Raw genomic sequence first — 12,231 nt, 5'->3', positions numbered from 1 at the left:
GGCGCCGGCCAGCAAAGGTCATTTCAGGGTGATGGTGGTGTTTACCGCACCGCTGGTGTCGTCTTCATCGAACCAGCGCTGGGTGACCGTCTTGGTCTGGGTGTAGAAGGTCACCACCTGCTTGCCGTAGGGACCCAAGTCGCCCAGTTTGGAGGCACGGGAACCAGAGAAGGAAAACAGCGGGACCGGCACCGGGATCGGCACGTTGATGCCCACCTGGCCGACGTCGATCTCTTCCTGGAAGTGACGGGCGGCAGCGCCGGAGCGGGTGAACAGGGCGGTACCGTTGCCGTTCGGGTTGGCGTTGATGATCTCGATCGCCTCGCTCAGGCTGGCGGCATGCATGACGCACAGCACCGGGCCGAAGATTTCTTCGCGGTACACGGACATTTGTGCGGTGACGCCGGAGAAGATAGTTGGGCCGACGAAGTTGCCATCCTCATAGCCAGGCACGCTTGGGTTACGTCCATCCAGTTCGAGCGTGGCGCCTTCTGCAATGCCGCTGGCGATCAGGCTGTTGACGCGATCCAGAGCCGCGCAGGAGATCACCGGGCCGATGTCGGTGCCTGGTTCGGTGCCACCATTAATCTTGAGGGTCTTGGTTCGCTCGATCAGGTCCGGCAACCAGGCCTGCGCTTCACCGACCAGGATCACCACTGGCAGAGCCATGCAGCGCTGGCCCGCAGCGCCAAAGGAAGCACCCAGCAGGTTGTTCAGGGTCTGCTGTTTGTTGGCGTCGGGCAGGACAATGGCATGGTTCTTCGCGCCCATCATGCACTGTGCACGCTTGCCATTCTGGGTAGCGCGGTTGTAGACGTGTGTGCCGACCTTGGTCGAACCGACGAAGGATACGGCCTTGATGTCCGGGTGGTCGCAGATCAAGTTCACCGCGTCGACGCCACCGTGGATGACGTTGAGCACTCCCTTCGGTACACCGGCCTCGATCGCCAGTTCCACCAGGCGCATGGTCACCAGCGGATCCTGCTCGGACGGCTTGAGGATGAAGGTGTTGCCGGTGGCGATGGCCATCGGGAACATCCACAACGGGATCATCGCCGGGAAGTTGAACGGGGTGATGCCGGCGCACACGCCCAGCGGCTGCATCAGGGTGTAGGTGTCGACGCCGTTGGCCACGTTGTTGGCCAATTCGCCCATCTGAAGATTGCCGATGGCGGTTGCGTGCTCAACGACCTCTAGCCCGCGGAACACATCACCTTCTGCGTCCGGCAGGGTTTTGCCCTGTTCGGCGGTGAGCAGTGCTGCCAGTTCTTTGATGTTTTCGCGGATCAGTTGCTGATATTTGAAGAAGATCCGGGAGCGGACGCCAATCGGCGTTTTGCGCCAGGTTTTGAAGGCTTCCTTGGCGCTGGCCACGGCGGCGTTCATTTCTTCGGCGGTGGCGAAGGGCACGCGGGCCAGGACTTCCTGGGTAGCCGGGTTGATCACGTCGCGCCATTGGGTGCTGCGCGATTCGACGAATTCGCCGTTGATGAGAAGCTTGACGCTAGGAATGCTGGAGGAGGTCATTTTTGGGTCCTGTCTACTTTTTTTGAGTCGAGTGAGGCCCCTCGGCCTGATTGGGCGAGCGGTCGCGTTTGAATTCAGAATGGCCGGCTTACCGGCCCGGGTTCAGCCCTTGAGGTGCGGGAAGTCTTCTTCGAAGTATTCCTGCGGGCCTCGAGCGTCGCCCTGACGACGCTGCACTTCCATTTGCCGCAACTCCACCCGGCGAATCTTCCCCGAGATGGTCTTGGGCAGTTCGCTGACGAATTCGATACGTCGCACCCGCTTGTAGGGCGCCAAATGCTCGCGGGCGAAGGCGAGGATGTTGGCGGCGAGTTCGTAGCTGCCCGGTGCGTCATGGGCCAGGATCAGATAGGCCTTGGGCACTGCCAGGCGCACTGGATCAGGGCTCGGCACCACAGCCACTTCCATCACCGCCGGGTGTTCGATCAGCGCGCTTTCCAGTTCGAAAGGGCTGATGCGGTAGTCGGAAGCCTTGAACACGTCGTCGGCACGGCCGACGAAGGTGATGTAGCCCTCTTCGTCGATCTGTGCGGTATCACCGGTGCGGTAGTAACCGTCGCGCATCACTTCGGCGGTTTTTTCCGGGCTGTCCTCGTAGCACAACATTAGACCGAGTGGTCGCACGTCCAGCGGCAGGGCTACTTCACCCTCATTGCCGGCTACGCCATCGGGGTCAAGCATGGTCACTCGGTAACCCGGCAGCGGACGGCCCATGGAGCCGGGTTTGAGCAGTTGGCCGGGTGTGTTGCCGACCAGGGCGGTGGTTTCCGACTGGCCGAAGCCGTCACGCAGTGGCAAGTCCCAGGCATGCAGGATCTGCTCGATGATCTCTGGGTTCAGCGGCTCACCGGCACCCACCAGTTCACGCAGGTTCAAGCGCGCTTTGTAACTGGCCAGGTCCTCCTGGATCAGCATGCGCCATACGGTAGGTGGTGCACACAGGCTGGTGACACCGTAGCGCTCCAGCACGCCGAGCAGGGCCGGGGCGCTGAAACGCGCGACGTTGTGAATGAAGATGCAGGCGCCGGCGTTCCACGGTGCGAAGAGGCAGCTCCACGCATGCTTGGCCCAGCCCGGTGACGAGATGTTCAAGTGCAGGTCACCCGGCTGCAGGCCGATCCAGTACATGGTCGACAGGTGGCCCACCGGGTAGCTCTGGTGACTGTGCAGCACCATCTTCGGCTTGGAGGTGGTGCCAGAGGTGAAGTACAGCAGCATCGGGTCAGTGGCCAGGGTGCAGCCCTGGACTTCGAACTGCTCGGAGTATTCGCTGGCGGCGCTGTGCGGGGTCCAGCCGGCGGGGCCCGGACCGACGCAAATTCGGCTGCAGCCTTCACCCAGGCCGACGAACTTGTCGACATGGGCGCCGCCGACCACGAGGTGGCGCACCTGGCCGCGCTCAATGCGGTCGCGCAGATCATCCGGGGTCAACAGGGCGGTGGCGGGGATAACCACGGCGCCAAGTTTAAAGGCGGCTAGCATGGTTTCCCACAGGGCGACGTCATTACCGAGCATCAGCAGGATGCGCTCGCCGCGGCGCACGCCAAGTGCACGCAAGTGGTTGGCCACCTGATTGGAGCGCAAGGCCAGTTGCTCGAAGCTGTAGCGCTGTTCGCTGCCGTCTTCTTCGACTATCCACAGGGCGTTGGCTTGGTTGCCTTCGGCCATCGCATCAAAGTAATCCAGTGCCCAGTTGAACTCGTTTAGCTGCGGCCAGCGGAAGTCCCGCGTGGCAGTGGCGTAATCGGTACGGTGGGCCAGCAGGAAGTCTCGAGCGTCGAGGAAGGGTTGGCAGTTGCTGTTCATTAAAGTCTCCATCAATCGCGGGGGCGATCGGCGCGGTAACGGGTGCGGGATGGTCAGGCGGCGAGGCGGGCTTCGCTGCTGGCAGCAATGCGTACGAGACGCGTGCAGGTACCGGATAACGGGGAGACGGCGGCAAGCATGGATGTTTTCACGGTGTATGCCCTTGTTTGTTTTTGTTGGGTCTGGCCTGGTTCATGACTAGGCGCTTGAGCCAGTATATGCATGCAAAAATAAATTAAGTATGCTCATAAAAACCGGTGCGTTGTGCAAAAAAATCATAGTGGCGGTGCGTTGGAAGAGGGCCACTCGCACCGTCAGGCGACGCGAGCGGCCCCGGTCTTACAGGGGATTTACCAGAGCGGCAGGGTGTAGCTGAGGATCAGGCGGTTTTCATCCAGGTCACTGCCGAAATTGGTCGAGCGCACTGTCGCGTCGCGCCACTTCACCCCGACATTTTTTAGCGGGCCGCTCTGTACGACATAGCCAATGTCGGTATCCCGTTCCCATTCCTTGCCTTGCGGGCGGTTGCCGCCCAGATCGATGTTGTCGCCGCTGAGGTAGCGGGTCATGAAGGTCAGGCCCGGAATGCCAATGGCCGCAAAGTTGTAGTCGTAGCGCGCCTGCCAGGACTTTTCGTCCTTGCTGGCGAAGTCGCCGATCTGCACGAAGTTCACCAGGAACGCATCGGTGCCGTTGACGTAGGCGTAGCCGGTGTCGCCGCTCATGCCCTGATAACCCAGGCCGAACGCATGCCCGCCGAGGGTGTAGGTGAACATGGCGCCCAGCGCTTTATTATCGACGTTGCTGCCGCCATCGTTGGTGGAGCGGGCGAAGCGCAGGTCACTTTTGAACGACTGGCCCGCAGTCACCGGCAGCACGTAGGTCAGGTTGACCAGGTGCTGGCTATAGAGGTTGTCAAGATGGCCATAGCTGTAGCCGGTGGCGAGGTTGCTGGTCCATTTGTAGTTGAGGCTCGCGAAGTCGAAGCTGTCGCTGGTCGGATTCGGCGTGAGGATGCCTTTGGCGCCGGTCTTGGTGATGGTCATGTCTTCGTAGTCGGTGGAATCGCGATGATTGACCTGCTTCAGGCGTCCGCCGTCGACGGTCAGGCCTTCGATCTCCAGCGAGGTCAGTTGACCGCCCTCGAAGGTCTGCGGCAACAGTCGCGAATCGTTGGCCAGTACGGTCGGCAACTTGGGCAGCAACGTTCCGAGTTTCAGCGTGGTTTTGGAGGCGCGCATTTTGGCGGTCAAGCCTAGTTCCCCGTATTCGTCCTGGGCACCTTTGCTGGTATCTCTATGGCGTTCCAGCAAGCCAGACCCAGCGCGATCCGGGCTGGAATCGAGTTTGACTCCGACCAGGCCAATGGTATCGACACCGAAGCCGATCAGCCCGTCTGTGAAGCCGGATTCGTAGCGCAGCAGAAAACCTTGCGCCCATTCCTCTTGCTTGGATTGTGGGGCATTGGTCTGACGATAATCCCGGTTGAAGTAGAAGTTGCGCAGTTCCAGGCTGGCCTTGCTGTCTGCGAGGAAGTCGGCATGGACTTGGGTGGCCAAGCTGGTGCCCGCCAGGAACAGTGTGAAAAGGGTGGGTTTCATTGCTTGTCTCTTGTTGTTATGAGGACGTGTTGTTATGAGCAAGCCGATCCCGCACTGACCGGGGCCAGTGGAGGCAAGGCTCGTTGGAGGTGCCCAGCGCGGGGCGGGAGTAAAAAAGCGCGGTGCTAAGGGGCGAACTCGCGCTCGGGGCACAGACCCCGTAAAAACTTCAGCGTCAGTGACTGCTGGCCATGGCGGCTCCAAGGCCGGTCTGGGCACGCACGAACTGGTCGGCATAGGCAGCGCGTTCGCGGTCGGCGCGTTCGCTGCGGTCAAGCCTGGAAGCGACCACTATGACCAGGAAGGCCAGTGGCATGGAGAACAGCGCCGGCTGGTCGTAAGGGAAAAGCGCCTGGGCATGCCCCAGTACTCCGACCCACACCGACGGCGAGCCGATCACCAGGGCCAGTGCGCTGAGCAGGCCGGTCAGGCCGCCATAGAGGGCGCCGCGGGTGGTCAGGCCGCCCCAGTACATGGCCATGATCAGTACCGGGAAATTCGCCGAGGCGGCGATGCCGAACGTCAGGCCGACCAGGAAGGCGATGTTCTGGCCCTCGAACAGAATGCCGAGGGCAATCGCAACGATGCCCAGGCAGATGGTGGCGATGTGCGACACGCGCATTTCCTGTTTCTCGTCGGCGCAGCCCTTCTTGAATACCGAGGCGTAAAGGTCATGGGAGATGGCCGAGGCACCGGCCAGGGCCAGGCCCGCCACCACCGCGAGAATAGTGGCGAAAGCCACGGCAGAGAGGAAGCCGAGAAACAGGTTGCCGCCTACCGCCTTCGCCAGATGCATGGCCACCATATTACTGCCGCCAATCATGACCCCGCCGAGCTTACCATCGACGTAGAACTGAGGATCCGTGCCGACGATGACGATGGCGGTATAGCCCAGGACGCAGACCACGAGGAAGAAGAAACCGATGAACACCGTGGCGAACAGCACCGATTTACGCGCCTCCTTGGCATTGGGTACCGTGAAGAAGCGCATCAGGATGTGCGGCAGGCCGGCAATGCCGAAGACCAGTCCAAGGGATAAGGACACCGCGTTGATCGGGTCGGCCAGCAAGGTGCCCGGGCCCATGATCTGCACGCCGCTGGCATGCACGGCCACTGCCTGGGCGGCCAGCGTCTCGAAGCTGAAGTCGAAGCGACTCAAGGCCATCAGCACCAGGGTGGTGCCGCCCGCCAGCAGCAGGACCGCCTTGGTGATCTGTACCCAGGTGGTGGCGAGCATGCCGCCGAAGATCACATAGACCAGCATCAACAGTCCGACGACCACCACCGCAGTGCGGTAGTCGAGACCGAACAGCAGTTTGATCAGTTGACCGGCACCGACCATCTGCACCACCAGATAGCAGCACACCACGGTCAGCGAACCGAGGGCGGCGAAGCTGCGCACGCGGGTCTGATCGAGGCGGTAGGAGACGATGTCGGCGAAGGTATAGCGCCCCAGGTTGCGCAAGCGCTCGGCCATCAGGAAGGTGACGATGGGCCAGCCGACGAAGAAGCCGATGATGTAGACGAAGCCGTCGTAGCCCTTGGCAAACACCAGGCTCGACAGGCCCAGCAGAGTGGCCGCCGACATGTAGTCACCAGCGATGGCCAGGCCATTCTGGAAGCCGGTGATACCGCCACCGGCGCTGTAGAAATCGGCAGCGGAGCGTGTGCGGCGGGACGCCCACCAAGTGATCAGCAACGTGGCAAGGACGAAGACGAAGAACATGCCGATAGCATGCAGGTTGAGCGGTTGCTTCTCTGCGGTGATGGTGTCGGCATTGACCAGCAGAGGGCAAAGGGCGAGAAGGGCGGGCAGGCGTTTCATGCGCGGGACTCCTGGAGGATCTGCGAGCTGAGCACGTCGAAGTGGGTGTTGGCTCTGTGGACGTACCAGGCGGTGAGTAGCCAGGACAACAGGATGATCGTCACGCCGATTGGCATGCCGAGACTGAGGTGGCTGCCGTCGTACAGCGGCAGGTGCAGCCAGGCAGGGACAAAAGCCACCACCATGATGAAGCTGTAGTAGATGGTCAGGACCGCGGCGCTCAGTGTCCAGGCCAGCAGCGCACGTTGGCGAGCAAGGCGTTGGAACTTGGGATTGGCCCTGACCAGGGCACAGGTCTGGGCGTGGTTCGGATGGTCTGTCGTCATGGTGAGGCTCCGCTTTTCTAGTTTTTTTGTTGTTCGGTCTTTTGAGGGGCGTACGGGTATTCGGGCAGCGACCCGATGCGGGACGCTACCTGAATGCTGATGTGCTGGAGTTACTGCCGCCCGGATGACCTTGCGGCGGCTTGAGTGCGGTGCAGGCGGGTGGGTGCTTCCGCTGCGCGCCGAGCTGCGGATCGGGCCAATGGCAGATGAGAACCGTGGCCGCGATTGCGCTGTTGCGCAGCTGCGTGTGTCCGGCGTGCAAGCTGGTGTTTGTCCATCCGCTCATGCTGTCAGCCCTCGATATTTATTATTCGGGTGGGGGGCTTTCCTGGCCTGAAAACGATGCTGGCCAAGTTGGGTGAGATGCGAGTATATAAGTGCATATTTCCCATATGTATTGGCGGAAAAGCCCGATGGATATGCAAAAATGCACACCGCAGCCTCCACTGAACTGGGACGACTTGCGTTTCTTCCTCGAAGTGGCCCGTGCTCGCACTGCCAGCGGTGCGGCCCGCCGCCTGGGAGTGGACTACACCACGGTGTCGCGGCGCATTCGCGCATTGGAGCGGTGTCTGGGCGCCCTGCTGTTCGAGAAGTCACGAACCTCCGGTTTTGTCCTGACCGTGGAGGGGCAGCGTCTGGTCGGCCATGCCGAATCCCTGGAAAGTACGCTGCTGTTAGCCTGCGAGCAGGTTTTCGGCACCACCGGGGGGCTCTCCGGGCACCTGCGTATCGGCTGTACCGAAGCCTTCGGGACCTGTTTCATCACTGCGCAGATGAGTCACTTCCTCGATCACTATCCGAATATCTCGGCGGACATTTTGCCGGTCCCGCATTTCATCAACCTGTCACGGCGCGAGGCGGACATCGCCATCACCCTGGAGCGGCCCGAGCGCGGTCCCTATGTGTGCTCGCGATTGTGCGACTACCGCCTGCGCCTGTATGCGACGCCGGAGTACCTGGCCAATCATCCGGCGATTGGCTGTCGAGAGGACCTGGCCGGCCACGCGTTCGTGACCTACGTCGAGGATCTGGCCTTCAGCTTCAAGCTGCTCTACCTGAATGATCTGATGCCCGGCGCCAGCAGCCGACTGCGCAGCACTAGCGTGGTGGCCCATTACCACGCAACCCTGGAAGGGCGGGCGCTGGCCATCCTGCCCTGCTTCCTCGCCGGACCCGATCCCCGCTTGTGCGAAGTGCTGCCGGATGAAGTGGAGGTCACGCGACAGTTCTGGATGTACTACAGCGAGGATCTACGCAAGCTTAAGCGGATCACCCTGGTGGCCGAGTACCTGCGCGCTTGCGCGGAACTGAATCGTCCGTTACTGATGGGTGATTCACGCGTGATGAGCTATCTACCTTCACCCTGAGGGGCGAATTGTGCAGCCAGAAGGATGCAGGCTTGGTCAAAGGCGTAAAGCCGGTATATCAACGCTCTCCGTCAGCGACGAAGTGAATTGCCCGCAAAATGAGTTCGATAACGCAGGGCAAGGTCGGCTGGAACCGTCCTTTGCCAGAGAATGCCTGCAGCTTGCGTGGAAGCGGGCCAACGCCAACAACGGTGCAGCAGATAGTCGATCAACCGGTATCGTTGACCTGGCGAAAGAAGCGGTAGAGCATCGACATGACGTTCTCTCCAAAGCCCGTATTCAGATCGTCAAGTAGCGCAGGATGCGCTCTCGGTCGACGGTTTCGCGGACTTCGCTGTGGACAAATTCGCCTTTTTCGATGACCAGGTAACGGTCAGTCACTGCCATGGCGAACGACAGCACTTGTTCGGAGACGATCAGCGAAAAGCCGCGCTCTTTTTTCAGCAGGTTCAAGGCTTTGGCGATGTCCTTGATGATCGATGGCTGTATGCCTTCGGTGGGCTCATCGAGAATCAGCACCTTGGGGTTGGATACCAGCGCTCGCGCGATGGCCAGTTGTTGCTGCTGGCCGCCGGAAAGGTTGCCACCCTTGCGTCGACGCATCTCGGACAGCACCGGGAAGTACTCGAAGATGTAGTCGGGAATGGGCGCCGCAGGTGCACCTTGCATGCCAGTAAGGATATTTTCTTCTACGCTTAGAAACGGAAAAATCATTCTTCCCTGAGGTACGAAACCGACCCCCGCGACGACCCGGTCATAGCTCTGGCTGCAGGTCAGTTCCTGGCCCGCCAGCTTGATGCTGCCGCTGTGCGCCGGCAGCATGCCCACCAGGCTTTTCAGCAGCGTGGTCTTACCCATTCCGTTGCGCCCCATGATCGCCAGTGATTCAGCGGGTGCCAGGTTCAGGTCAAGGTTGCGCACCACGTGGCTGTCGCCGTAATACACGTTGAGTTGATTGACAGTCAGCATGTTCAGTGCCCCAGGTAGACGTCGATGACGCGAGGATCGTTTTGCACTTGATCCATCGAGCCGTGGGCCAGGGTCTTGCCCTGGTGCAAAACGGTGACCTTATCGGCGACCGATTTCACGAATTCCATATCGTGCTCGATGATCACCATGGCGCGGCCTTTGGCGATGCGCTTGAGCAGGCCTGCGGTTTTCTCCCGCTCGCCCGCACTCATACCGGCGACGGGCTCATCCAGCAGCAGCAACTCGGGACGTTGCATCAGCAACATGCCGATCTCCAGCCATTGTTTCTGGCCATGGGATAGCAACCCGGCTTTGCGTCCCAGTTGGTCCTGAAGAAAGATCATCTGCGCAGTCTGTTCGATCTCGGCCTGAAGTGCGTTGTCCTTGCGAGCGAACAGGCAGTTGAAAATCCCGCGCTTGTCCGGCGAGGAAATGTCGAGGTTCTCGCGTACCGTGAGGTCTTCGTACACTGAAGGGTTCTGGAACTTGCGGCCGACTCCCGCTCGGGTGATCTGGTATTCGATCATGTTTGCCAGTTGCAGATCCTTGAAACGAATGCTGCCGGAAGTGGGACGGGTCTTGCCGCAGATCATGTCAAGCAAGGTGGTCTTGCCGGCACCGTTAGGCCCGATCACCACATGTACCTGATTTTCCTCGACGCAGAAGTTGAGGCTGTCCACCGCTTTGAAGCCATCGAACGACACGGTCACATCTACGATACTCAGTAACATGGCGCTCATCACTGCACCTCCTTTTTGCTCAGACGCTGTAGCAGGCCTGCCAGGCCAGTCGGCAAAAACAGCACTACGCCCATGAACAGGAAACCGATGAAGTACTGCCAAAAAGTGACGAAATTTTCGGACAGATAGGTTTTCGCCACGCCGATCAACAGTGTGCCGTACACCGCGCCGACCAGGGACAAACGGCCGCCGAGTGCGGCATAGATGACGATTTCGGTCGAAGGGATTATGCCCACCAGCGACGGTGAAGCCAGACCCACTTGCAGGGTGAACATCACACCGCCCAGCGCCGAAATAAGTGCTGTCGCGGCAAAAATGAACGCCTTGAACAGCGCGGTGTTGTATCCGGAAAAACGCACGCGATCTTCGCGGTCGCGGATCGCCACCACTACTTTACCCAGACGGCTGCGCAGGATGCACCCACACAGGGCGACGCAGCCGAGCAGCATCAGCGCAGTTATCAGGTAGAGAATCCAGGGCGTCTGGGGCGTTTGCAGGCTCAGGCCGAATGCAGTCTTGAAGTCGGTTAGACCGTTGACGCCGCCGGTATAGCCCTGTTGTCCGATGATCATGATCGACATGATCGCCGCTAGCGACAGGGTGATGATCGAGAAATACACACCGCCCACGCGCTTCTTGAAATAGGCGTAGCTGAACAGGAACGCCAGAAGCGTTGGGATGATGATGATCGATGCAATAGTAAAGGTCACTGATTCGAACGGCTTCCACCACCAGGGTAAAGCATCGATGCTGTTCCAGATCATGAAGTCCGGCAACGCCGAGCCGTAGAACGCGGCGAGGGCACTGGAAGCTTCATCGCCGGCTGTGGCTTCCAGTTTCAGGTTCATCGCCATCATGTAGCTGCCCAGGCCGAAGAAAATTCCTTGGCCGAGGCTGAGAATTCCACCGTAGCCCCAGATCATCACCATGCCCACGGCGCAGAACGCCAGGCTCAGGTATTTGCCCGCCAGGCCCAGACGGAAATCTCCCAGGCCCAACGGCAGAATCACCAACAACAAAATCGACAACCAGATCAGGCTGTAGCGCTCAATCATAGGTAACCAGGCACTGCTGAACCTGCGTAGGCCCCGAGCCGCAGGCTTGGGTCGGGTTAGAGGCATTCCAGTCATGTTATTCATTTCAGCGTCTCACTTTCGAAGCGAACAGGCCGTTGGGTCGGAAGAACAGCAGCACGATTACCGCCAGCAACGTGATGGCCTTGGCCATGGAGCCCGTGGTGAGATATTCCAGTGAAATCTGTGTCTGTCCGATGGCAAAAGCCGAGAGGAAGGTACCCAGCAGGCTTTCGACACCGCCAAACACTACGACGATGAAGGTGTCCACTAAGTACTGCTGACCGCTCACGGGACCGGTGGAGGCCAGCATGGTGAACGAGCTGCCGGCGATCCCAGCCAGGCCGCAACCCAGGGCGAAAGTCACGGCGTCGACGCGGGCAGTATTGATTCCCGCAGCTCCGGCCATGGCGCGGTTCTGGGTTACTGCACGGATGCGTAAACCCCAGCGGCTGCGGTACAGAAACAGAAACACGGCTCCGGCGATGACCAGAGTCAGGCCTATGATGAAAATCCGATTGAGGGGTAGCTCTAACCCTTCACTGACCTTCAAGGCGCCCTGTAGCCATTGCACGGTGGGAACGCTGACTTCCTTGGGGCCAAAGACCTGGCGAAACAGCTGCTGCAGCACCAGGGACAGCCCCCAGGTCGCCAGGAGCGTATCCAGTGGGCGGTTGTACATGAAGCGAATGAAGCAGCGTTCAAGCAGGAAGCCAAAGGCAAAGGTCACCGCGAAGGCAACGCCGATACCGATAACGAAATACCAGCCCATGAACTCCGGAAAGTAGCGCTGGAACACCAGTGAGGTGGCGTAGGTCATATATGACCCCATCGCCATCAACTCGCCGTGGGCCATGTTTATCACGCCCATCAGGCCGAAGACGATCGTCAGCCCCAACGCCATCAGTACCAGCACCGAGAACAGCGAGAAACCACTGAATACCTGCATCACCAAAATATCGAAAGTCATTGCGTATCTACCTGTCGCTGCACG

Annotated in this window: 11 protein-coding genes; 2 read left to right on the top strand and 9 right to left on the bottom strand. The window is 60.1% G+C overall.

The window, feature by feature from the left end; all coding sequences use genetic code 11:
- Window positions 1-18: 18 nt before the first annotated feature.
- From QZH45_RS20960 to QZH45_RS20940, 5 genes are all read right to left on the bottom strand, one after another.
- Window positions 19-1,527, bottom strand: coding sequence for a CoA-acylating methylmalonate-semialdehyde dehydrogenase (locus QZH45_RS20960; RefSeq protein ID WP_432783506.1), 1,509 nt, complete (start codon window positions 1,525-1,527; stop codon window positions 19-21).
- A 102-nt stretch (window positions 1,528-1,629) separates the two neighbouring features.
- Entirely contained in the window at window positions 1,630-3,333 is a 1,704-nt protein-coding gene (locus QZH45_RS20955) for an AMP-binding protein (RefSeq protein WP_432783505.1), read from the bottom strand.
- A gap of 350 nt (window positions 3,334-3,683) precedes the next feature.
- On the bottom strand, window positions 3,684-4,934 hold the full coding sequence (locus tag QZH45_RS20950; RefSeq protein WP_432783504.1) for an OprD family porin: 1,251 nt from the start codon (window positions 4,932-4,934) through the stop codon (window positions 3,684-3,686).
- A 175-nt stretch (window positions 4,935-5,109) separates the two neighbouring features.
- Entirely contained in the window at window positions 5,110-6,759 is a 1,650-nt protein-coding gene (locus QZH45_RS20945; RefSeq protein WP_432783503.1) for a cation acetate symporter, read from the bottom strand.
- The gene (locus QZH45_RS20940; protein WP_432783502.1) at window positions 6,756-7,085 is read right to left on the bottom strand and encodes a DUF485 domain-containing protein; all 330 of its coding nucleotides are present in this window, start codon (window positions 7,083-7,085) and stop codon (window positions 6,756-6,758) included. The genes QZH45_RS20945 and QZH45_RS20940 overlap by 4 nt, the downstream gene beginning before the upstream one ends.
- Before the next feature lie 419 nt (window positions 7,086-7,504).
- Between QZH45_RS20940 and QZH45_RS20935 the strand changes: the two genes are divergently transcribed.
- Window positions 7,505-8,455 carry a LysR family transcriptional regulator gene (locus QZH45_RS20935; RefSeq protein WP_432783802.1) on the top strand — a complete coding sequence of 317 codons (951 nt, stop codon included), beginning with the start codon at window positions 7,505-7,507 and terminating at the stop codon, window positions 8,453-8,455.
- Window positions 8,456-8,465: 10 nt separating this feature from the next.
- The gene (locus QZH45_RS20930) at window positions 8,466-8,750 is read left to right on the top strand and encodes a hypothetical protein (RefSeq protein ID WP_432783501.1); all 285 of its coding nucleotides are present in this window, start codon (window positions 8,466-8,468) and stop codon (window positions 8,748-8,750) included.
- On the opposite strand, the gene urtE is transcribed toward QZH45_RS20930, so the two are convergent.
- From urtE to urtB, 4 genes are read right to left on the bottom strand one after another with little or no spacing between them, the layout of a single operon-like run.
- Window positions 8,735-9,424 carry an urea ABC transporter ATP-binding subunit UrtE gene (urtE, locus tag QZH45_RS20925; protein ID WP_432783500.1) on the bottom strand — a complete coding sequence of 230 codons (690 nt, stop codon included), beginning with the start codon at window positions 9,422-9,424 and terminating at the stop codon, window positions 8,735-8,737. The two genes, QZH45_RS20930 and urtE, sit on opposite strands and share 16 nt — an antisense overlap.
- 2 nt (window positions 9,425-9,426) lie before the next feature.
- On the bottom strand, window positions 9,427-10,164 hold the full coding sequence (gene urtD / locus QZH45_RS20920) for an urea ABC transporter ATP-binding protein UrtD (protein ID WP_432783499.1): 738 nt from the start codon (window positions 10,162-10,164) through the stop codon (window positions 9,427-9,429).
- A complete protein-coding gene (urtC, locus tag QZH45_RS20915) occupies window positions 10,164-11,303 on the bottom strand; it encodes an urea ABC transporter permease subunit UrtC (protein ID WP_432783498.1) in 1,140 nt (379 codons plus the stop codon). Before urtC ends, urtD begins: the two co-directional genes overlap by 1 nt.
- 1 nt (window position 11,304) lies before the next feature.
- Window positions 11,305-12,207, bottom strand: coding sequence for an urea ABC transporter permease subunit UrtB (urtB, locus tag QZH45_RS20910; RefSeq protein ID WP_432783497.1), 903 nt, complete (start codon window positions 12,205-12,207; stop codon window positions 11,305-11,307).
- Window positions 12,208-12,231 lie beyond the last annotated feature (24 nt).

The organism is Pseudomonas corrugata (assembly GCF_050920615.1).
Taxonomy (GTDB): Bacteria; Pseudomonadota; Gammaproteobacteria; order Pseudomonadales; family Pseudomonadaceae; genus Aquipseudomonas; species Aquipseudomonas corrugata.
The sequence above is the reverse complement of the archived record's forward strand: the minus strand, read 5'-3'. Positions and strand labels throughout refer to the sequence as shown.